Here is a 22,571-nt window from a genome sequence, read left to right on the forward strand (position 1 = left end):
AACTAAGTTAATCATTACAATCTTTTTTGAATACTTCTAGTCTAACTTTAGGCGTGTTTCTCGCCATAAAAAGTAAGCCGTAACTCCTGTTGATAAAGTATCAGCAATGGGAAAAGAAATCCAAACGCCTAATTCGCCAAAGTAATTAGGAAGTATAAGCACCAGCGGAATAAAGAAAAATCCTTGTCTGGTGAGCGTTAGAAGTAGTGCCGGAGTTGCTTTACCAATCGCTTGATAATACGCCGAACCAATTAACTGAATCCCTATAATAGGAATCGCCGCAAACACCCAGCGCATCGCCCAAGGTGTATCCCGCAGCACCGCTTCGTCTTGCGTAAAAACCGAAACAATAGCTTCTGGAAATGCCATAATTGCTATAAAGATCAGTACGGCAACCCCGCAAGCATAATAGATCGCTAACTTGATGCTTTGACGCACCCGATCATAATTTTGCGCTCCGTAATTGTAACCGGCGATCGGTAGAAAACCTTGGGTAACCCCAAGGACGGGAAACAAAGCGAACATAAGCATACGCCCTATGATCGCATACACTGTGACCGAAGCTTCGCCGCCCAGTTCAAACAGAATATTGTTCATCAACAAATAGGTCAAGCTTACCACTGCTTGTCGCGCAAGGGTCACAAAACCTAAAGCCGACATTTCTTTTAAAATAGGCCAGTCAAGACCAAAATGACTGACATCAATTTTCAATTCAGAATTGTCGCTTAGGAAGTACCATAACACGTAAAAGAAACAACAGATGTACGATGCAGTGGTTGCCCAAGCGGCGCCTTCCATCCCCATATCCAGAATATTGATCAAAAGATAGTCAAGAATCAAGTTCCCCAGCGATGGAATGATCATCGCGATCATTGCAAATTTAGGTTTGCCTTCGGCCCTGATCACATTGTTGCCCATCATACACAGCGCTAGCACCGGCACTCCGTAAAGTACAATTCGGTAATAGATCTTTGCGGGCTCAAAGATGTCGCCCTTTCCTCCGAAGGCAGGAATTAACTGATTGATAAAAACCAAGCCTAAAATCACCATACTGATGGTCAACAGCAAGGTTATGGTTATTTGATTACCAAAGGTTTTTAGCGCCTTGCTCTTATCATTAGCTCCTAACGCGCGAGAAATAATAGAAGAACCACCTATCCCGATTGCCATCCCCAAAGCTGCAATAAAAAAAGAAACCGGCAGCACCACATTGATCGCTGCGATAGCAATACTCCCAATCCAATTGCCCACAAAAATGGTGTCGACAAGAATATTGAGCGACATCACTAGAATCCCTATAGATGCCGGCACTGCTTGCTTGATAAGCAGCGTGCTGATAGGTTCGTTTCCTAAAGCTTCAGAACGTTCGGTTTTTAGCAATTTATTTTGGGTTAAAAAGATTCATGCTTGTAAGGGTTGTCGAAAACAAAAATTTCAGATGCTTACAAAAAAAGATTCCCGCCTACGCGGGAATGGAGTTATGCTATAGCTTTTGAGGCTTCTACCAGCGCCCAATCGTTGATCCAGGTAGCAACAACGTGCGCCCAATCGTCGCGATCATTTAAGCAAGGGATAGTGGTAAATTCCTTACCGCCCATCTCGTGGAAGATCTCTTCACCTTCCATCGCGATTTCTTCCAGCGTCTCAAGACAATCACTCACAAAAGCCGGAGTAACAATTGCCATTTTTTTGATGCCTTCTTTACCAAAACGTTCTATGGTACGATCGGTATAGGGTTGCAACCACGGGTCAAAACCTAAACGAGATTGGAAGGAAGTGAAATAGGTCCCTTCTTTTAAATTGAGTTTTTCAGCAACCTGGCGTGTGGTTTCATAACACTGGTGGCGGTAGCAAAACTGATGTGCCTGAGAAGGCGTTTGACAACAGCTGCCGTCTATTTTACAATGACTTTTTGTAACGTCGCTTTTGCGAATGTGTCGCTCAGGAACTCCGTGATAACTGAAAACCAACATCTCATAGTCAAGGTTTTCAATTTTCTCGTGAATGCTTTTTGAAAGTACTTCAATATACTCCGGCTTGTTGTAAAACGCAGGAATATCTGAAAAACGCATATGCGGAAAATGTGCTTTACGCAACTCTTCAGCTAAAACCAGGATGGTTTCTGTTGTCGCCATAGCAAACTGAGGATACAACGGAAGAATCAAAACCTCATCTACGCCTTGTGCGTTGAGCTCTTCAAGACCTTCTTTTAAGGAGGGTGTTCCGTAGCGCATCGCCAATGCCACAGGAACATCAACTTTCTCTGAAACTTTTGCCTGCAGGCGTTCGCTTAAGACGATCAAAGGCGAACCTTCGTCCCACCAAATTTTTGAATAGGCTTCAGCAGATTTTTTTGGTCGGGTATTTAAGATGATTCCTTTTACGAGCAGCGTGCGCGCCCAAAGTGGGACGTCGATGACGCGCTCATCCATCAAAAACTCTCCTAAATATTCTTTTACATCCTTAGGATCGGTGCTTTTAGGCGATCCCAAATTCACTAGAAGTACTCCTTTTTTCATGCCTTTTTTTTAGTGCGTCAAACTTACGACTTATCAATTTTTTAGAAATACGATAACTATAAAGCTTATGTGAAACTTTATCAGAAAAATTTATTGTGATTCATTCCATCAACCAGCGCATCACACTTTCCAGATGTGCCTTAAAAGCCACCTCATCATACGCTTCGTCGGTGTGGCCGCCGCCGGTGTAATACATTCTACCGCCATCAAAATCCTGATACCAGGCAATGGGATGATAATCGCCGTTGGTTCCACCTTCATAGCTGGTTTCATCCAAATATAAAGTAGGGGTCACTGCGTCACTTAAATTGTAGTAGTTATACCACTCGTCTGTGCGCTCAAAAGTTTTAGCATACATGCTGGTGGTTACGTGTGGAGCCGCTTTCTTCAAAGAAGCCTTGCGCACATTGGGATTATTAGGATGATCTTTAAAATAACCACCCACTAATTTACCGTACCACGGCCAGTCAAACTCAGTATCTGTGGCTGCGTGGATGCCCATAAATGCACCGCCGTTTTGAATGTAATTTTTGAACGCAGCTTCCTGATCATAACCTAAAATATCTCCCGTAGTGCTCAAGAAAATAACAAGATCGGTTTTAGCTAGATTTTCAGAATTGATAGCTAATGAGTCTTCACTTTGTGTGATCTGCCAACCTTCCTGAGCTCCTATCTCTTTAAGTGTTGAAACTCCTTTTTCAATAGAACTGTGACGCCAGCCCATTGTTTTGGTAAAAACTAAAACGTGTTTTGTAACAGGTTGGTTTGTAGTTCTGGTCGAATTGCAACTCGAAAGAATCAGCAATAGACCTAAAACCGGGATTAATTTTCTCATAATTAGCTTAAAGATTGAATGTATTTTTTGGGCGTAGTCCCGTATTGTTTTTTGAAAGCCGCGATAAAATGACTTGCAGTACTGTACCCAATTCGTAGCCCTACTTCATTTACATTATGCGATCCGCTTGCCAGCAACTGGCGGGCAACTTCCATCTTATAATCGAATAAAAAACTATAAACCGAATCCCCATAGATCTGCTTAAAACCTTCTTTGAGTTTATTGAGGCTAAGATTGATCTCATCGGCTAGTTCCTGTAGCGATGGCGGTTCGGCCATTCGTGCGATCACGATGTCTTTAGCGCGTTTGATCTTTGCCACATTATCTTCATCTACCAGAAACGGACACTGCTCGACATCAGCTTCAGACGGACGGTTAAAATACAAGCTGATCAATTCATACACCTTTCCTTTAAAGTACAACGCTTTCACCGAAGGATGCAGGTTATAATTCATCAATTGGTTGAGCACAATGGCCATTGAGGGAGAAATCAAACCGTCTTTGTAATATTTTCGGTCTCGATTTTCGTCACTTAAAAAGGTTATAAAGTCAGCTTCTCTTGAAAAGAGCGAATGAAATTTCTTGATCGAAATAAACACCGAAATCACCCAGCTCTCTGGAGCGATCTCCAAATTAATGGGTAAATCCCGCTGCGGATTATACAGCAACAACGAATGCTCCTCCGCAAGCGGAAGCTTATAATTTCCTTCGTTAAACTGAAAGACCGAATTACCCTTTGCACAAAAATGAAATTGAATAAAACTACTATCAACTTCACGGGCTATCTGTTGGGCTTCAGTGGTTTCATTATTAAATTTTAGAATAAAAAATCCCTCTTCAATAGTGGTTTCACTATATAAACCTGTAGCGATATTTTTGACTCCTTCCATAACTTTAAAAATAAACTTTATTTAGATTTATTCTAAACAGTATCGTTTCTTCATCTTACAACACCTCACTAAATTAGCCCATTTGCAGCATTTTCCTCAAAAAAAGGGCAATTTATTCGGTCATCGTTAAAAATCATACCTCTAGCGTTATTTTTTGAAGCTTTACCGAAATACATTTGCACCCGAACTTATGAATACAAACGGCAAACGACATTTTTACCCGGCTTATCCCGGTGATTTTTTCGCCATCGGCTTAAGCTATTTAAAAGCAGATGCTGAAACGCGCGGGCATTTTAGTGTTGATAGTACCATTCAAGAAGCGATTTTAAGTCGTGCTCACGAAGAGGGTATTGAAGGCTTGAGTATTATTTCTACCTGCAACCGTACCGAATTGTATGGTTTTGCTCAAGAACCTTTAGACCTCATCAAATTGTTATGCGAGCACACGCGCGGCACCATTGAAGAATTTAAAACGGTCTCTTACGAGTACAAAAACGAGCAAGCAGTCGAGCATCTTTTTAAAGTGGGCACCGGTCTTGACAGTCAGATTCTAGGAGATTTTGAAATTATAAGTCAGTTAAAAAGCGGTTTTAAACGCGCTAAAAAACTCAATTTGGTCAATCCGTTTATGGAGCGATTGATCAATGCCGTGATTCAGGCGAGTAAGCGCATAAAAAATGAAACCAATATTTCGAGCGGGGCAACTTCAGTGAGTTTTGCTTCGGTTCAATATATGTTATCCCGTGTTCCTTTTATTTCAGAGAAGAACATTTTGCTTTTCGGTACCGGGAAAATTGGGCGTAACACCTGTGAAAATTTGGTAAAACACACCAAAAACGACCACATCACGCTCATCAACCGCACTAAAGATAAAGCCGAACGCATCGCGGGGAAATTTAATCTTATTGTAAAGGATTACGCTGATATTCAGTCGGAAATTGCTCAAGCAGATGTGCTCATTGTAGCAACAGGCGCACAAAAGCCTACCATTTCAAAAGAGCTTTTATACCTCAAGAAACCTTTACTTATTCTCGATCTGAGCATTCCTAAAAACGTGAATGAAAACGTAGAAGAAGTAAACGGCGTAAGCTTGGTGCATCTAGATCAGCTTTCAAAAATCACCAACGATACGCTCAATCGCCGCAAAAAGCAATTGCCGCAGGCTGAAGCCATCATCGAGGAAATTCAGGAGGAATTTTACGAGTGGTTAACCGCGCGTCAATTTGCTCCCACCATTCGCGCATTAAAGATGAAATTGGCCGATTTTAAAGATGGAGAGATCGACAATCAGCGCAAAAAAATTGATGGTTTTAATGAAGAACAAGCCGAAATCATAAGCGAGCGCATCATTCAAAAAATTACTACTCAGTTTGCAAAACACTTAAAAACCGAGGATTTTTCAAATACCGAAAGTCTGGAGTTGATTCAAAAAGTGTTTAAACTTCAAAATAACTAAGCTTTGGCAAAAACCATACGCATAGGCACCCGCGATAGCGAACTAGCGCTTTGGCAGGCACACACCGTACAGAATCAATTAGAATCTTTAGGTTATAAAACCGAGTTGATCTCGGTAAAATCAACCGGAGATCTTATCCTTGACAAACCGCTTTACGAACTAGGAATAACCGGTATTTTTACCAAAACTCTTGATGTTGCGATGATCAATGGCGACGTAGATATCGCGGTTCATTCTATGAAAGATGTTCCTACGCAACTTCCTAAAGGCATTGTGCAAGGTGCAGTTTTACCTCGCGCTGCTACCGAAGATATTTTTGTCTTTAAAGGTGATAAAAACACTACAGATTTTTCAGATTCTGTTACTATTGCTACGGGAAGTTTACGCCGCAAAGCGCAATGGCTTAATAAGTACCCAAAGCATCAAGTAGTTGATCTCCGCGGAAACGTAAACACCCGCCTGCAAAAGGTAGCCGATAATGATTGGGCGGGAGCGGTGTTTGCAAAAGCCGGTTTAGAACGCATTAATTTGAAGCCCGAAAATCACGAAGTTTTAGACTGGATGATTCCGGCTCCGGCACAAGGTGCGATGGTGATCGCAGTAATGGACAATGATGCTTTTTGCAAAGAAGCTTGTGCAAAACTCAATGATGCTGATGCAGCGCTTACCACAAAAGTAGAACGCGAATTTCTTCGGAAATTAGAAGGTGGTTGTACCGCTCCTATTGGTGCGATCGCAAAAATTGAAGACGATCATATTCATTTTCACGGAGCGCTTTTCAGCCTAGATGGAACTCAAAAATTAGAGATCAAAGAAAACATTCCGGTATCAGAATGTCAGGATTTTGGTGCGCTATGTGCTTTAAAAATTTTGGAAGAAGGCGGCCGCGAATTGATGGAAGCTATTAAAAAAGAACTTTAAAAATCCCCTCATCCTCAATAATGAAAAGCATTCTTTCCACAAAAAAACTCACCTCTGCCCAGAAGAATTTGATCTTGGGCGCTGGTTTTTCGGTGGTTGAATATGATGCGATTCAAATTGAATTTCTGGATGTTGAATTTCCAAAAAACTTAGAAAATCTGATTTTCACGAGTAAAAATGGGGTTCAGGCTTTTTTAAAGACGCAACCCGATTTAAATACCGAAACGTTCAGCTGTTTTTGCGTAGGTTCTAAAACCGAAAGTTCCTTAATCAAAAAAGGTTTTAAAGTGGTGAAAACCGCTCAAAATGCAGCAGATTTAGCCGATTTTATCGTGAAAAACTACAAAAACGCGCATTTTTCATTCTTTTGTAGTGCAATAAGAAGAGACGAACTTCCAGATTATTTGACTAAAAATCAAGTGTCTTTTGAGGAAATCGTTTGCTATAAAACACAGCTCAATACGCAAGAATTTAAACAGGAATTTGACGCCGTTCTTTTTTTCAGTCCGTCTGGAGTACAAAGTTTTTCGGCTGTAAATCATTTTAAGAATATGCTTTCGGTTTGTATTGGTAACACCACCGCCGCCGAAGTTCAAAAACATACCCAAAACGTTACCGTTGCCAATGCCACTACCATTGAGAGTGTTATTGCGCGGGCGGTAAAGGCTTTAAACTAACCTCGGGTGCGCTCGAGACGACAAGAAACTATTATGATCAAGAACGATTTATTTTTAAGAGCATTAAAGGGAGAAACGGTAGAGCGCCCTCCGGTGTGGATGATGCGTCAAGCGGGACGTTATTTACCCGAATTTCAAGAGATCAAAGCGAAATACGACTTTTTTACTCGTTGCCAAACTCCAGAGCTTGCCAGTGAGATCACCGTGCAACCCATACGTCGTTACGGGATGGACGCCGCGATTTTATTCAGTGACATTTTGGTGATTCCGCAGGCGATGAATATTCACGTAGAGATGAAACCTGGCATCGGGCCGTGGTTGCCAGATCCTATTCGTTCTCATAAAGACCTAGAGCGTGTGATCGTACCGGACATTAACGACACACTGGGTTATGTTATGGACGCGATTAAAATGACTAAGGAGAAACTCAACGACGAGATTCCGTTGATAGGTTTTGCCGGTAGTCCGTGGACGATCTTATGCTATTGCGTTCAAGGTCAAGGTTCAAAAAACTTTGATATCGCAAAAGAGTTTTGTTTTACTCAGCCCGAAGCTGCACACGCGCTGCTTCAGAAAATCACAGATACCACAATTTTATATTTGAAAGAGAAAGTAAAAGCCGGTGTTAATGCTGTTCAGGTTTTTGACAGCTGGGGTGGAATGCTCTCTCCGGTAGATTATCAAGAATTCAGCTGGCAATACATTCAGCAGATCATTGATGCTTTAAAAGAAGAAATTCCGGTGATTGCCTTCGGAAAAGGCTGCTGGTTTGCGCTAGGCGAAATGGCAAAAAGTGGTGCTTCGGCATTAGGTGTAGATTGGACGTGCAGCCCTCGTAATGCACGCTACCTAACCGGTGGCAACATTACGCTTCAAGGAAACTTTGATCCTACACGCTTGTTTTCACCTCCGGCGGAAATCAAACGTATGGTTACCGAAATGATTGACGCTTTTGGAAAAGACAAATACATTGTGAATCTAGGCCATGGTATTCTACCGAATATTCCGCTAGAAAACGCCGGTGCGTTTATTGAAGCCGTAAAAGAATACAAAGCTGAGCGATGAGCATACTTGCCCGTTTAAAAGGATTGAGTTTTTCTCAGCTTTTTAAGCTGGCAGGTCTTTTTGTTCAAAACCCGGGATACGTTTTTCTGACGGCACAGGCCTCAAAAAAAGCCTTGAGAATCGCCACTAAATACTACGGAAACACCCACCATAAAAGCAATAAAGCAAATGCGTTTAGACACGCCGTTTGGAATATTCTTTTAGGCCAAGCAGTGTATAAAAAAACACAAAGCCTGCGCCAGGCGCAAGATTGGGCTCAGCGTTTTACAGATTTACACGAAGAACTTTTTGTAAACCGAAAAATGGATCGTGTGATGGATTTGCACAACAATGCGTTTGGTATACAAGCCCTTCGCATGTTTGCAAACAGACCTGAAGCTGAAGCAATTCATTTTTTACGGGAAGCTGCCGAAAATGCGATCGCAATAGCCAGTCCTGCCGAAGCAGAAAATCACCAAAATAGATTGGTTTATATTCCTAAGTCATGATTAAAGCAATGCTCAACGGACTCCTAGCTTACAAAGATGCGCTACCGCTCATAAGTAAGCTAAACCTTTGGAAATACTTTGCAGTCCCCATGCTCATTAGCTTTATTACGGCTTTAAGTATTGGCTTTAGTGCTTATGGCTTTTCTGACGATCTTGGAGGCCTGATTTCTTCCTTATGGATCTGGGAATGGGGCGCCAGCACTGTACGCACCATAAGCGATATTGCCGGCGCGCTCCTCATCATTGCTTTCGGCCTTATCGCTTACAAGCACATTGTTATGGCCTTGTCCGCTCCGTTTATGAGTCCGGTTTCAGAAAAAATAGAAGCTCATTTATATGCTAATGTGCATCAACATCGCAATACTTCAAATGCGAGTCAGCTTTTACGCGGTCTCAAGATCAACCTGCGCAATTTAGCTTGGGAACTACTTTTGAGCATTCCTTTTTTACTTTTGAGTCTGATTCCTGTGGTTGGTGTTTTGGCAACTGCAAGTCTCTTTCTGATTCAGGCCTATTATGCCGGTTTTGGAAATATGGACTATACGCTGGAACGCCATTTTAGCTATCGTGAAAGCATCAACTTTGTTAAAGCGCATCGCGGTTTTGCCACCGGAAACGGTATCGTTTTTATGCTGTTTCTGCTCATTCCGTTTGTGGGAATTATTTTGGTGTTGCCTATTTCGGTAACTGCCGCAAGTACGACTACCCTTCAGCTTCTTAAAAAGCAAAGTCTATGATGCGTATTTTAGAAAAATATGACACTTCATTAGTCTACACCGGCGTGGCCATGAATCTTTTGCTGGCCTTTCAATATTTTAAATTCTGGTGCTGGCCGCAGTATGGGGATATTGATACCATTACCACGCTTACGCTTTTCATAACTTTTGAATTTATTCTGGTACATAGTGGTGTTTTTATGGCGCTAGCACCCCGTAAAATGTCCTTGTTCCTGTTTTTTCCCTTTTATGGCGTTTTCGCTTACGGATTTTTTAAAGCCGGAAACAATCCTTTTATCATTGTTAGCTATTTGCTCATTATGCTAAACAGAATGCGTTTTGCGTTTTCTGATGTTTCCGAAGCGATACGCTCCCGGGCTATTTTAACCTCTATTCTGGCGGCAGGCATCTATTTTGTTTTGATATTTGTAGTCCTGTTTAGCCAATCTATTTTACCCGATTTAGGTTTAAATGAACCCTTTTTAAAACAATCGGGCTATTTTGAACAAAACAGTAGTGGCGGACTTTTCAACGAAGATCCCAAAACAGCTTTATGTCTTGGTTGTATTTATTATTTAATTCTAGCATTAATTGAGGTCAAACTCATTAATCGAGCACAAAAATCTTCTATTGCCACGCGTTAAGACCACAAATAAAATTTTATGAGAGAACAGTTTGTTAGCTATATAAAAAACCTGCAAGACCAGATCACCGCAAAGCTTGAAGCTATTGACGGCAAGGCTACCTTTAAAGAGGATCTTTGGCAACGTGAAGAAGGTGGCGGTGGCCGCACCCGAGTGATCGAGAACGGAAATGTGATCGAGAAAGGCGGCGTTAATATTTCTGAAGTGCACGGCCCACTAGCCCCGGCGATGCAACAGTATTTTAAGGTAGGTGACGTTGATTTTTTTGCGTGCGGACTCAGTCTCGTCATTCATCCTAAAAATCCGTATGCGCCTACAGTGCACGCCAATTGGCGGTATTTTGAAATGCTTGACAAAGCCGGAAACCTTGTAGATTCTTGGTTTGGTGGCGGGCAAGATTTAACGCCTTATTATCTTTGTGAAGAAGATGCGCAGCATTTTCACCAGACGTGTAAAACAGCTTGTGACAAGCATGATCCGGAGTTTTACCCGCAGTATAAAAAGCGTTGTGACGAGTATTTTTACAACAGTCATCGCGGGGAAGCCCGTGGTCTTGGCGGCTTATTTTTTGACTACCTCAAAGCTACCGATGAACGCTCAATGCAAGACTGGTACAACTTCGTGACCGAGGTTGGCGATAGTTTTCTCACGGCCTACGCTCCTATTTTAGAAAAGCGAAAAGATCTAGCTTACGGCGAAAAAGAGCGTGATTGGCAAGAAGTGCGTCGCGGTCGTTATGTAGAATTCAATCTTGTTCACGACAAAGGCACACTTTTCGGGCTAAAAACTAATGGAAGAATTGAAAGTATATTGATGAGTCTTCCGCCGGCGGTACAGTGGCGCTACGATCACCATCCCGAGCCGGGAAGCCCCGAAGCAAAGTTGGTAGACGTTTTAAAGAATCCTAAGGATTGGGTGTAAAAAATTGTAATAAGAATTAAGTAAAAAGAATATTATGTTCCCATTAAGAAGAAATAGAAGATTACGTACTTCAGAAGCTTTACGTGCAATGGTGCGTGAGACCATAGTAACCCCAAGTGATTTTATCGTTCCGCTTTTTGTGGTAGAAGGAAAAGGTGTAAAAGACGAAATCGCATCAATGCCGGGCTATTACCGCTTGAGTTTAGACAACCTTCAGAAGGAAATTAAAGAACTCTGGAAGTTAGGCCTTAAAAGCGTTTTGCTTTTTGTGAAAGTTGACGATAAATTAAAAGACAACGCCGGTACCGAAGCCTTAAACCCAGACGGATTGATGCAACGCGCCATCAAAACGGTTAAGGAAACCGAGCCGCAAATGGTAGTCATGACCGATGTTGCGCTTGACCCCTTCTCTTCTTTTGGTCACGACGGGATCGTAGGTGGCGGAAAGATCATCAACGACGACTCGAGTGCGGTTCTTGCCGAGATGGGATTATCACACGCCAATGCCGGTGCCGACTTTATCGCGCCCAGCGATATGATGGATGGTCGCATTTTTGAAATGCGCACCCTTCTTGAAGATGAAGGGCATCATGATGTTGGGATTATGAGTTATTCTGCGAAATATGCTTCGGCGTTTTACGGTCCGTTTAGAGATGCGCTTGACAGTGCTCCGGTAGATCTTAAAGATGTTCCGAAAGATAAAAAAACCTATCAGATGGATTACGCCAACCGCGAAGAAGCGATCAAAGAAACCTTGATGGACGTTGACGAGGGTGCAGACATCGTGATGGTAAAACCGGGTCTTTGCTATCTGGATATCGTACGCGATATTAAAAATGCGGTGAATATTCCGGTTTCTGTGTATCAGGTAAGTGGTGAATATGCAATGATCAAAGCCGCATCCGAAAAAGGTTGGCTTGATCACGACGCTGTAGTTCTTGAACAAACCTACGCGATCAAACGTGCCGGCGCAGACCTTATCGCGAGTTATTTTGCAAAAGATGTCGTTAAATTGATTTCTTAGACTGAAAATAAAAAGAGGCTTTAGGAGCCTCTTTTTTTATGTTTTCCCCTAAGCTTTTCATAAGATTTTGGCGCACGTTTTTCAATATGGTATATTAGCCTATATCTTAAGACACTATGCTGCTACTCATCGCTTTTGCATTTATATCGATTTTTTTCTCGTTTCTCTGCTCTATTCTTGAGGCTGTTTTACTCAGTATAACACCTAGTTTTATCAGAATTAAAACCAAAGAAAGGAAAAAATATGCCGAAACCTTAGCCAATTTTAAAAAGGATATTGACAAGCCGCTTATCGCTATTCTCACTTTAAACACGATCGCGCATACCGTAGGTGCGATTTTAGTGGGCGATCAAGCCGGTAAAATGGCTGCAGAATCTGGCTACGATGTCAACATCTTAGGAATCAATTTTGTTGGTTTGGTTTCAACAGTAATGACCTTGGCGATCTTAGTTCTTTCAGAAATTATCCCTAAAACCATTGGCGCAACTTACTGGAAATCCTTAGGGAATTTCACCGCAAAGTCCCTTAAGATCATTTTGCTTCTTTTAAAATACACTGGTGTTTTATGGCTTTTAATGCAAGTGACCAAACTCGTAGGGAAATCTGCGCACGTAGGTACGATGAGTCGTGAAGAGTTTATGGCACTCACTGATGCTGCCGAAAAAGAAGGAGTTTTTGAAGACAATGAGACTACTGTAATTAAGAACTTGCTGGTTTTTAAATCGGTGATGGCCAAAGACGTGATGACACCTTTTCCGGTGGTTATTTCAGAAGATGAGACCATTACCCTCAAAGAATTTCAGAAGCAACACCCCCATTTAAAATTCTCACGAATTCCGGTTTTTAAAGACAAATCGCATAACATCACCGGTTTTATTCTTAAGGATGATGTTCTTGAAGAAATTGTTGAAGAACGCGGTGAAAAAACGCTAGCAGACATCAGACGTGATATTTTGATCGTAGATGCAGACCAACCTATTCCACAGCTTTTTGACACCTTTGTTTCGAGCCGTGGTCATTTGGCTTTAGTCACCGATGAATTTGGAAACACCATTGGTATCGTCACTATGGAAGACATCATCGAGACCCTTCTTGGACTCGAGATTATGGATGAGAGCGATGATATCGAAGATATGCAGGTACAAGCCCGTAAAAATTGGGAAAGACGCGCAAAACGTATGGGAATTGTTTTAGACCGAGCTCCAGAACCGGTTAAAGAGGTAAAACTTTCTCCGCAGCACGACACCGATGTCAAACACGAAGACAGACCGGATACTGATAAACCTTCAGAATGAATCAAGTCTTTATAGCTTCTCCAATGGGAACTCTTGAAATCAGCGGTGATCTAAACGGAATCTCAGCGGTAACTTTTTTGGAGGAGGAATTTCCGCAGAGCGAAAAAATTCCGGATGCTTTAAAAACAGCTGTGATTCAACTACAAGAATATTTTGATGGAAATCGCACTGATTTTGACCTTAAACTAAACCCGCAAGGCACCGATTTTCAAAAACGCGTTTGGCAAGAACTCAGCCAGATTCCCTTCGGAAAAACCACTTCGTATTTACAAATGGCTAAAAATCTGGGCGATCCCAAAGTGATTCGCGCAGCTGCTTCGGCAAATGGTAAAAACCCTATTGCTATCATCATTCCTTGTCATCGCGTCATTGGCAGTGACCAATCTATGACTGGCTATGCCGGCGGCATCTGGCGTAAAAAATGGCTGCTGGAGCACGAAAGTCCGGTGACGCAGCAATCGCTTTTCTAAACGTTCCGCATTTAATTTTTTGGGTATCTTTAAGTTATGAAAATACTCAAACGCATCTTTTTAAGCTTAATCAGCCTGATCCTCATACTCATCATCGCATTGTATGTGTTTGATTACAACTATTTGATCAAAGCCGTGCGCACAATATATTTCACGGGTCACACCACGGCCTACCTCGAGGATTATAAAAAGTTTGACAACACCACCATTGAAGCAGGAACTGCGCAACCCTGGCCGCATGCTAAAAACTACAACAACTACACCCTGAGCGATGAACTGATGCAGATTCATAAAGAGTTTGGTTCAATCGCCTATATGGTGATCAAAAACGACAGTATTGTTTTTGAAGATTATTATGATGGGTTTGGTCAGGATTCTAAAAGCAATTCTTTTTCGATGGCCAAAAGTTATGTTTCGGCATTGTTGGGAAAAGCTATAAAAGATGGTTACATAAAAAGTTTAGATCAGCCTGTAGGTGATTTTATTTCAGAATATTCAGAAGGAACTGCAGCGCAAATGACCGTGGGCGATTTAGCATCGATGGCCAGCGGACTCAATTGGGACGAGTCGTATTACAGTCCGTTTTCTGTGACGACACGTGCGTATTTTGATGACCATCTGGAACCCGTGATGCTCGGTTTGGGAATGAAAGAAAAACCGGGAACCGGATATAAATACCTCAGCGGAAACACGCAATTACTCGCGATGGTTTTAGAGCGGGCCACCGGTAAAAAACTAGCCGATTATCTTTCTGAAAGTTTATGGAAACCTCTGGGCGCCAACCAAGATGCGCTTTGGCAATTAGACAGTGAAGAAGGCGGCCTTGTCAAAGCCTATTGCTGTATCGCTTCTAACGCTCGGGATTTTGCGCGTTTAGGAAAACTGTATAAAGATTATGGTGAATGGAATGGCAAACAAATTCTAGACTCAGCCTTTGTAGCCAAGTCGATCACGCCCAGATTTGAAGGCGAACCGTACGGCTACGGATTTTGGCTGAAAGATTTTAAGGATAAAAAGGTATTTATGATGCGCGGGCACTTGGGGCAGTATGTGATGGTGATTCCTGAAGATGATCTTATAGTAGTGCGCCTGGGCCACAGCCGGGGTAAAACCAATGCGACCGGTTATCCTGATGAAATGGACGCCTATCTTGAAGAAGCTTATAAAATAAATTGACTATGATCTCCCGACTTCAGCTTGAAAACATTCTTTTTTTAGATATTGAAACGGTTCCGCAGCACGAGCATTTCAGCGATTTGGATCCCGAATTGCAACAGCTTTACGCCGATAAAACCGAGTATCAACGAAAAGACGAATTTCCCGCTGAAGCTTTTTACGACCGTGCCGGAATTTGGGCGGAATTTGGTAAGATCGTTTGTATTTCTGTAGGATATTTTCACAACACAGAACAAGGCCGAAGCTTTAGAACGACTTCATTTCATGGAGATGAAAAGCAGCAGCTGCTCGCTTTTAAAAAATTATTGACCGAGCATTACAATAAACCCCAACACGTACTTTGCGCCCATAATGGGAAAGAATTCGATTTTCCATTTATTGCGAGAAGAATGATTATCAACGGAATAAAGCTACCGTTTAAGCTGGATTTATTTGGAAAGAAACCTTGGGAAGTTCCGCATTTAGATACATTAGAACTGTGGAAATTTGGTGATTATAAGCACTACACTTCCTTAAAATTACTCACCAAAATTTTAAATATCCCATCTCCTAAAACCGATATCGACGGCAGTCAGGTTTGTGAAGTTTTCTACAAAGAGAATGATATCAAACGTATTATAGAATATTGTGAGCGCGATGTGGTTGCTGTTGCACAGATCGTACTTCGTCTGCGTAACGAGCAATTGCTACAAGAAAACGAGGTGACTTCCGTCTAGATTGCTTCAGATAAATTGTACTTTTAAAATGTGAATCAAGCGCCACTTCTTTCGGTAAAAAATCTAAGTCTGGGATTTAAATCCCGTAACAACACCAATGCAGTTTTACACGACATTAGTTTTAATGTTCTTCCTAATGAAATCGTGGGAATCGTTGGGGAATCAGGCTCCGGGAAATCGGTAACCAATCTTGCTGTTTTAGGTTTATTGCCTCAAAAGAGTGTTGACATTTCTTCGGGCGAAATTCTTTTTGAAGGCGCAGATTTGCTCAACTACTCTACCCAAGAACTTCAGAAAATACGCGGGAATGCGATCTCGATGATCTTCCAAGAACCTATGAGTTCGCTCAATCCTTCGATGCGCTGCGGTAAACAAGTCACCGAAATACTGCAACGTCATAAAAAACTATCGGCCCAAGAAGCCAAAACCGAAACACTTAAACTTTTTGAACAGGTTAAATTACCAAGACCGGCGAGCGTTTTTAAGGCCTATCCGCACGAAATAAGCGGCGGTCAAAAACAACGGGTGATGATCGCAATGGCGATCGCCTGTAAACCCAAATTGCTCATCGCAGACGAGCCTACGACAGCACTTGATGTAACGGTGCAAAAAGAGATTATTTTGCTCTTAAAAGAGCTTCAAAAAGAAACAGGAATGAGCATCCTGTTTATTTCGCACGACCTTTCGCTGGTGAGCGAGATCGCAGATCGTGTTATCGTGATGTATAAGGGAAGGATTGTTGAGCGTGGGAGTTCGGTGTCTATTTTTAAAAATCCTCAGGAAGAATACACTAAAGCGCTTATTTACGCCCGGCCCTCTACAAAAGAGCGTTTGGAGCGCCTACCTACGGTTGCTGATTTCTTAAATCAAAAGCCAATGGCATCTGCGGTAAGCGAGGCGGTAAGAATAGCGAAACACCAAAAACTGTATTCAAAAACTCCGTTGCTTGAGATAAAAAATGCTCAAAAGGAGTATTATAGTAAAGTTTCATTCTTTGGAAAAAAAGAAACCATCAAGGCTGTAAATGATGTGAGTTTTAAGATTTATGAAGGCGAAACCTTAGGGCTTGTGGGTGAAAGCGGCTGCGGAAAGTCTACGTTAGGTAATTTAATTCTTCAATTAGATCAAGTGACTTCCGGTCATATCTTTTATCAGGGTACCGACTTAACGCGTTTAAAAACCCGTGAATTGCGGAAGCTGCGTAGAGATATTCAAATTATTTTTCAAGATCCATATTCCTCTTTAAATCCACGCCTAACAGTAGGTCAAGCAATCACCGAAGCCATGGAAGTTCATAAACTTTATACATCAAAAAAAGAGCGCAAAGCAGAAGCCTTAAAATTGCTGGAGCAGGTAGGATTACTTCCCGAGCATTATGACCGTTATCCGCACGAGTTTAGTGGAGGTCAGCGCCAGCGTATAGGTATCGCACGTACCATCGCTGTAAAACCTAAATTTATTGTTTGTGACGAGTCCGTCTCCGCTTTAGATATTTCGGTGCAAGCTCAAGTGCTCAATCTTTTGAACACCTTAAAAGAAGAGTATAATTTTACGTATTTATTTATCTCTCACGACCTTGCTGTAGTAAAATATATTTCAGATCGTTTACTTGTAATGCGCAACGGACAATTTGAAGAAACCGGAGAGGCCGATGCGGTGTACGCTGCTCCTCAAAGCGATTATACGCAAGCACTTATTAATGCAATCCCAAAAGGGATTTAAAACATAAAGAAAAACACTTTACGTACCAAGTACCACAGCATTGCAATAACCGCTACGGTTGCTTTAAAACTATATGTTATTTTTTGGAAGAAGGACACGGGTTGGGTAAGTGTACGCATTGGGCGATGCTTTTAATGAAACATAGATTATTAAGACTAAAAAACACCTTTGATAATAAAGGTGTTTGTTTTTATAATTGGAATCTTACGATTCAGGGTTTCTAAAAGATAAAAACCGCAAGGCTCCCCTCGCGGTTTTTTTAACAAATCATAACATCAAAATACTCCTATTTTGAAGCTAAACAACAACCTCTGTTTGCAATTCCTAGGGTTGTTATAAAATCTTACCGAGTTGGAATGCTGCTAATGTAGGATTTTTTTTCATTGCTCCAAACAAAATCAGTTGATTTTATCAAAACAATGTTAAAAATTATTGCTTTTCAACCGAATTTAAGTGTTTTTCAGCGTTGAAAATTCTGAAACAAGTATTTCAACGAATAACATCAATCGTTTAAAGACAAAAAAGAGCCTCTTTAAAGGCTCTTTTATATCGATAAACTACAAATTATTTATGCTAGAATCATCTCCGGAACCTCATCAGGTATTTCTAAGGTACCTTCGGTCGCTTTCTTGATTTCTTCTACAGAAACTCCAGGGGCGCGTTCTAAAAGCTTAAAACCTTTAGCAGTAACTTCTAACACCGCCAGATTGGTGACTATTTTAGTAACACAACCCACACCGGTAAGCGGTAGTGTACAGCGCTTTAAAAGCTTAGACTGCCCGGAACGATTGGTATGCATCATTGCAACAATGATATTTTCGGCACTAGCGACAAGATCCATCGCGCCGCCCATACCTTTCACCATTTTACCCGGAATTTTCCAGTTAGCAATATCCCCGTTTTCAGCAACTTCCATCGCACCTAAAATAGTAAGGTCAACGTGTTGCCCTCTGATCATGGAGAAACTTAAAGCAGAATCAAAAAACGAAGCGCCCGGGAGCGTAGTAATGGTCTGTTTACCGGCATTAATAATATCAGCATCCTCATCCCCTTCAAAAGGAAAAGGCCCCATTCCTAAAACCCCATTCTCGCTTTGAAATTCGACTTCAATATCATCTCGCACATAATTGGCAACCAATGTTGGTATGCCAATACCGAGATTTACATAAAAACCGTCTTGAACTTCACGTGCGATACGCCTGGCGATTCCGTTTTTGTCTAGCATCTTATTTGTTTGGTTGTGGAGTCATTCTCAAGTAAGGCTTAATTTCTGTGTGCCCTTTAGGGAAAAACTCCGGAATTTGTTCATTACTTACACTTGGCGAGATCACACAGTCTTCCCCATCCTTCCAGTTGGCCGGTGTAGCCACTTTATGGTATGCTGTCAACTGAAGCGAATCGATAACGCGTACAATTTCGTCAAAGTTTCTACCTGTTGAAGGGGGATATGTCAACGTAAGTTTGATTTTCTTATCTGGTCCTATCACAAAAACCGAACGTACCGTAGCTTTCTCACTTGCGTTAGGATGAATCATATCATAAAGCTCTGCAACTTTACGGTCCTCATCGCCAATGATTGGGTAATCTACAGTGGTATTTTGGGTTTCGTTGATGTCTTTGATCCACTCTTTGTGTGATGCCACGCCATCTACGCTGAGTGCGATAGGCTTCACATTACGCTTTTTAAATTCGTTGTGATAATTCGCTACTGTTCCCAACTCTGTTGTACAAACTGGAGTATAATCTGCTGGATGCGAGAATAAAATCCCCCAGCTGTCGCCAAGCCATTCGTGAAAATTTATAGTTCCTTCTGTGGTATCTGTTGTAAAATCTGGTGCAACATCACCTAATCTTAAATGTGCCATTATTAAATTAATTTTTGGTTGTTATATATGTTTAGTTGTTAGTCGTTGTGTTTCCTTACGGTGCGCTGCTCAATGCGTTTCTCGTAGTTTTTACCTTCAAAAATACGTTGAACAAAAATACCCGGAATATGTATTTGGTTAGGGTCTAATTCGCCAGCAGGTACGAGCTCCTCAACCTCAGCGACTGTGATTTTTGCCGCTCCACACATCGGCGGATTAAAGTTGCGCGCCGTTCCTTTAAAAATGAGATTACCTGCGGTATCTCCCTTCCAGGCTTTTATAAATGAAAAATCGGCTTTAAAAGCATGTTCCAGTACATACATTTTACCATCAAATTCTCGGGTTTCTTTGCCTTCAGCTACTTCTGTTCCAAAGCCTGCCGGGGTGTAGATCGCCGGAAAACCTGCCTGTGCAGCGCGGCAACGTTCTGCTAAAGTTCCTTGCGGAATCAATTCGACCTCAAGTTCGCCGCTTAACATTTGGCGTTCAAACTCAGCATTTTCGCCCACGTAGGATGAGATCATTTTTTTGATCTGCTTTTTCTGAAGCAATAAGCCCAGACCAAAATCATCTACTCCGGCATTATTAGAAATACAGGTTAGATTTTTCACGTTAAGTTTAACGAGTTGTTCGATCGCTTTTTCCGGAATTCCGCTCAACCCAAAACCACCTAACATCAAGGTCATATTGTCCTCAATACCCGTTAATGCTTCTGTAACCGAGTTTACCGTTTTTGTTATCATTTTCTCATTTTAGTTTAAGAAAATTACAAAATACGTTTTCTAACCGCAATCTTTTAGCAGTAATTTATGGTATTCTAAAAAGGATTAAAAGTCCAACTCATCTGGTAAGTCTACCTCTTGTGCTGCACCTTCTGCCGGGGCCGAACAATCTACACGGATTGATAAGTTTTCAGGTCGCTCAAAATCACCTTTTGAAATTTTAAGCTCTTCGTCTTCGTAGCATTTTTTCATAAAAACCGCCCAAATAGGCAATGCCATTGTTGCTCCCTGACCATAGGTGATTGAAGGGAAGTGAACCGAGCGGTCATCGCCTCCTACCCAAACACCACTTACCAGATTAGGAACCATACCCATAAACCAACCGTCACTTTGATTTTGTGTAGTTCCTGTTTTACCGGCAATTGGATTTTTAAACGCATAAGGATGCCCCGTAACTACATTGTTATACACATAGTTATTGATCGCACCTGAGCGTAATCTAGCACCAGAACCATACTGGGTCACCCCTTCCATCAGATTAACAGTAACGTAAGCCGACTCTTGACTGATAATATCTTTAGCTTTAGGAACACTCTGATATAAAACAGTACCGTTTTTATCTACAATTGTTGATACGATTTGTGGATCAACGTGAACGCCTTTATTTGCAAAAGCTGAATATGCCGAGACCATCTCAAACAAACTCAAGTCTGCTGTACCCAAAGCAATAGAAGGAACTTCCGGGATATTTTCTGTATCCACTCCTAGTTTTTCAATAAGATTGATAACCGGTTTAGGACCTACACGATGCATTAAACGCGCTGATACGGTATTGATCGAGTTTGCTAAAGCCGACTTTAGCGTTACCATCCCCTTAAAGCCACTGCTAGAATTTTCTGGACACCAAGCTTTTTGAGCTCCCATTTCTCCCGCAGGAATACAATACGGAATATCTGGAACCGTATCGCAAGGCGAAAGGTGTAATTGATCTATGGCTGTGGCGTACAAAAACGGCTTGAATGTTGAACCTACTTGTCGTCTACCCGTTTTTACGTGATCGTATTGAAAATGCTTGTAATTGATTCCGCCTACCCAAGCTTTGACTTCGCCCGTTTGCGGGGTCATACTCAATAAACCTGCACGTAAGAAACGCTTGTAATACAAAATACTGTCACGTGGAGTCATCACGGTATCCACTTCTTTTGCACCGTCTTTCCAGACAAAAACTCGCATATCAGTTTCTTTATCAAAAGAAGCCTTGATATCTTCTACCGATATATCCTGAGCGGCCATCTTTCTCCAACGGTCAGAATTACGCATTGCGCGATTGATAATTACTTCTTCTTCCTCTTTACTAATATCTCTAAAGGGAGCCGTACTATTCTTCTCATTTTGACGGTCAAACTCGCGTTGAAGATTTTCCATATGTGCGGTTACGGCTTCTTCTGCATAACGCTGCATACGCGAATCAAGCGTTGTGGTAATTACGAGTCCGTCGCGATAGATGTTATAATATTCTTCATTACCATCAGCATCAACGCCTTTAGGATTTTCTTCGATCCATTCAGACATAAAGGCTCTTAAGTATTCTCTAAAATACGTTGCGATCCCATCTGCGTGGCCTTCTGGAGAGAACTTGATCTCCATAGGCATTGCGATCAGACTGTCGCGCTCGGTTTCAGTAATTTTTCCGGTTTCGGCCATAAGCGCTAAAACCGTATTTCTTCGCTCTAGCGACTTATCTCTTGAAATCTCCCGATACGGATTAAATTGTCTTGGGTTTTTGAGCATCCCGGCGATGATCGCAGATTCTTCGGGACGCAACTCACGAGGCTCTTTATTAAAATAGATCTTTGAAGCAGAGCGAATTCCCACCGCCTGAAACAGGAAATCCTGCTTATTGAGATACATTGTAATAATCTCTTCTTTAGTGTACTGACTTTCTAAACGCGCGGCAATAATCCACTCTTTTACCTTTTGAAGTACACGCTCAAACTTGCTGCTTGGAGTGTCAGAAAATAGAAGTTTGGCCAACTGCTGCGTGATAGTACTTGCCCCTCCTTTTGAACCTAAAAAAGCCACGGCTCTTGCCGTACCTCGCATATCGATCCCGGAGTGCTCATAAAAACGTCTATCTTCGGTTGCAACTACGGCATCAACAAGGTTTTGCGGCAAGTCTTCATATTTAACCGGAGTTCGGTTTTCATTATAAAATTTACCTAAGGTTTTTCCGTCAGAAGAAAGAATTTCAGTAGCGAGATTGCTTTCTGGGTTTTCAAGCTCTTCAAAGGTGGGCAGTTTACCAAAAGCTCCCCAAGAGGCAAGAAGAAACACTAAAATTACAGCAGCTAATCCGCTTAAAAACAAAATCCAAAACCCTTTGATATAGGGTTTATGGTTTGAAGTTTTCGCCTGTTTTGCAGGCTTCTTTTTACTTTGAGCCATTTTA

General features: G+C 41.7%; 22 protein-coding genes. 14 read left to right on the forward strand and 8 right to left on the reverse strand.

The window, feature by feature from the left end:
- Nucleotides 1-36: 36 nt before the first annotated feature.
- From LDL79_RS06700 to LDL79_RS06715, 4 genes are all read right to left on the reverse strand, one after another.
- Nucleotides 37-1,380, reverse strand: coding sequence for an MATE family efflux transporter (locus LDL79_RS06700; protein WP_225599644.1), 1,344 nt, complete (start codon nucleotides 1,378-1,380; stop codon nucleotides 37-39).
- Nucleotides 1,381-1,478: 98 nt separating this feature from the next.
- Nucleotides 1,479-2,519 carry a ferrochelatase gene (gene hemH, locus LDL79_RS06705; protein ID WP_225599645.1) on the reverse strand — a complete coding sequence of 347 codons (1,041 nt, stop codon included), beginning with the start codon at nucleotides 2,517-2,519 and terminating at the stop codon, nucleotides 1,479-1,481.
- A 100-nt stretch (nucleotides 2,520-2,619) separates the two neighbouring features.
- On the reverse strand, nucleotides 2,620-3,354 hold the full coding sequence (locus LDL79_RS06710; RefSeq protein WP_225599646.1) for a ThuA domain-containing protein: 735 nt from the start codon (nucleotides 3,352-3,354) through the stop codon (nucleotides 2,620-2,622).
- 2 nt (nucleotides 3,355-3,356) lie between these two features.
- Nucleotides 3,357-4,244 (reverse strand): helix-turn-helix transcriptional regulator, encoded by an 888-nt coding sequence (locus tag LDL79_RS06715; protein ID WP_072980785.1) that lies wholly within the window; start codon nucleotides 4,242-4,244, stop codon nucleotides 3,357-3,359.
- Between the two features lie 190 nt (nucleotides 4,245-4,434).
- On the opposite strand from LDL79_RS06715, the gene hemA reads away from it, so the two are divergent.
- The 14 genes from hemA (at nucleotide 4,435) to LDL79_RS06785 (ending at nucleotide 17,535) form a co-directional block, all read left to right on the forward strand.
- A complete protein-coding gene (gene hemA / locus LDL79_RS06720; RefSeq protein ID WP_225599647.1) occupies nucleotides 4,435-5,700 on the forward strand; it encodes a glutamyl-tRNA reductase in 1,266 nt (421 codons plus the stop codon).
- Between the two features lie 3 nt (nucleotides 5,701-5,703).
- Nucleotides 5,704-6,621 (forward strand): hydroxymethylbilane synthase, encoded by a 918-nt coding sequence (gene hemC, locus LDL79_RS06725; protein WP_225599648.1) that lies wholly within the window; start codon nucleotides 5,704-5,706, stop codon nucleotides 6,619-6,621.
- Nucleotides 6,622-6,641: 20 nt separating this feature from the next.
- On the forward strand, nucleotides 6,642-7,298 hold the full coding sequence (locus LDL79_RS06730) for a uroporphyrinogen-III synthase (protein ID WP_225599649.1): 657 nt from the start codon (nucleotides 6,642-6,644) through the stop codon (nucleotides 7,296-7,298).
- 33 nt (nucleotides 7,299-7,331) lie between these two features.
- Nucleotides 7,332-8,363 carry a uroporphyrinogen decarboxylase gene (hemE, locus tag LDL79_RS06735; RefSeq protein ID WP_225599650.1) on the forward strand — a complete coding sequence of 344 codons (1,032 nt, stop codon included), beginning with the start codon at nucleotides 7,332-7,334 and terminating at the stop codon, nucleotides 8,361-8,363.
- Entirely contained in the window at nucleotides 8,360-8,851 is a 492-nt protein-coding gene (locus tag LDL79_RS06740) for a DUF6973 domain-containing protein (protein ID WP_225599651.1), read from the forward strand. The genes hemE and LDL79_RS06740 overlap by 4 nt, the downstream gene beginning before the upstream one ends.
- Nucleotides 8,848-9,588: an EI24 domain-containing protein gene (locus LDL79_RS06745; RefSeq protein WP_225599652.1), complete on the forward strand. Its 741-nt coding sequence runs from the start codon at nucleotides 8,848-8,850 to the stop codon at nucleotides 9,586-9,588. Before LDL79_RS06740 ends, LDL79_RS06745 begins: the two co-directional genes overlap by 4 nt.
- Nucleotides 9,585-10,211 carry a hypothetical protein gene (locus LDL79_RS06750; protein WP_225599653.1) on the forward strand — a complete coding sequence of 209 codons (627 nt, stop codon included), beginning with the start codon at nucleotides 9,585-9,587 and terminating at the stop codon, nucleotides 10,209-10,211. The genes LDL79_RS06745 and LDL79_RS06750 overlap by 4 nt, the downstream gene beginning before the upstream one ends.
- Nucleotides 10,212-10,229: 18 nt before the next feature.
- Entirely contained in the window at nucleotides 10,230-11,132 is a 903-nt protein-coding gene (gene hemF, locus LDL79_RS06755) for an oxygen-dependent coproporphyrinogen oxidase (RefSeq protein ID WP_225599654.1), read from the forward strand.
- Nucleotides 11,133-11,166: 34 nt separating this feature from the next.
- Complete coding sequence (hemB, locus tag LDL79_RS06760) at nucleotides 11,167-12,156, forward strand: porphobilinogen synthase (RefSeq protein WP_225599655.1); 990 nt, start codon at nucleotides 11,167-11,169, stop codon at nucleotides 12,154-12,156.
- 116 nt (nucleotides 12,157-12,272) lie between these two features.
- Nucleotides 12,273-13,451 (forward strand): CNNM domain-containing protein, encoded by a 1,179-nt coding sequence (locus LDL79_RS06765; protein ID WP_225599656.1) that lies wholly within the window; start codon nucleotides 12,273-12,275, stop codon nucleotides 13,449-13,451.
- The gene (locus LDL79_RS06770; RefSeq protein WP_225599657.1) at nucleotides 13,448-13,921 is read left to right on the forward strand and encodes a methylated-DNA--[protein]-cysteine S-methyltransferase; all 474 of its coding nucleotides are present in this window, start codon (nucleotides 13,448-13,450) and stop codon (nucleotides 13,919-13,921) included. The genes LDL79_RS06765 and LDL79_RS06770 overlap by 4 nt, the downstream gene beginning before the upstream one ends.
- Nucleotides 13,922-13,957: 36 nt before the next feature.
- Nucleotides 13,958-15,097, forward strand: coding sequence for a serine hydrolase domain-containing protein (locus LDL79_RS06775; RefSeq protein ID WP_225599658.1), 1,140 nt, complete (start codon nucleotides 13,958-13,960; stop codon nucleotides 15,095-15,097).
- Between the two features lie 2 nt (nucleotides 15,098-15,099).
- Nucleotides 15,100-15,813 (forward strand): 3'-5' exonuclease, encoded by a 714-nt coding sequence (locus LDL79_RS06780; RefSeq protein WP_225599659.1) that lies wholly within the window; start codon nucleotides 15,100-15,102, stop codon nucleotides 15,811-15,813.
- A 30-nt stretch (nucleotides 15,814-15,843) separates the two neighbouring features.
- Entirely contained in the window at nucleotides 15,844-17,535 is a 1,692-nt protein-coding gene (locus LDL79_RS06785) for an ABC transporter ATP-binding protein (protein WP_225599660.1), read from the forward strand.
- 568 nt (nucleotides 17,536-18,103) lie between these two features.
- Here LDL79_RS06785 and LDL79_RS06790 read toward each other — a convergent pair.
- The 4 genes from LDL79_RS06790 to LDL79_RS06805 all read right to left on the reverse strand — a co-directional run bounded on the left by LDL79_RS06790 (nucleotide 18,104) and on the right by LDL79_RS06805 (nucleotide 22,567).
- The gene (locus tag LDL79_RS06790) at nucleotides 18,104-18,760 is read right to left on the reverse strand and encodes a CoA transferase subunit B (RefSeq protein WP_225599661.1); all 657 of its coding nucleotides are present in this window, start codon (nucleotides 18,758-18,760) and stop codon (nucleotides 18,104-18,106) included.
- Nucleotide 18,761: 1 nt separating this feature from the next.
- Complete coding sequence (locus LDL79_RS06795; RefSeq protein ID WP_225599662.1) at nucleotides 18,762-19,400, reverse strand: peroxiredoxin; 639 nt, start codon at nucleotides 19,398-19,400, stop codon at nucleotides 18,762-18,764.
- Between the two features lie 38 nt (nucleotides 19,401-19,438).
- Complete coding sequence (locus tag LDL79_RS06800) at nucleotides 19,439-20,143, reverse strand: CoA transferase subunit A (protein ID WP_225599663.1); 705 nt, start codon at nucleotides 20,141-20,143, stop codon at nucleotides 19,439-19,441.
- 84 nt (nucleotides 20,144-20,227) lie between these two features.
- A complete protein-coding gene (locus LDL79_RS06805; RefSeq protein ID WP_225599664.1) occupies nucleotides 20,228-22,567 on the reverse strand; it encodes a penicillin-binding protein 1A in 2,340 nt (779 codons plus the stop codon).
- Nucleotides 22,568-22,571 lie beyond the last annotated feature (4 nt).

This window comes from Leeuwenhoekiella palythoae, assembly GCF_020310025.1.
Lineage (GTDB): Bacteria > Bacteroidota > Bacteroidia > Flavobacteriales > Flavobacteriaceae > Leeuwenhoekiella > Leeuwenhoekiella palythoae.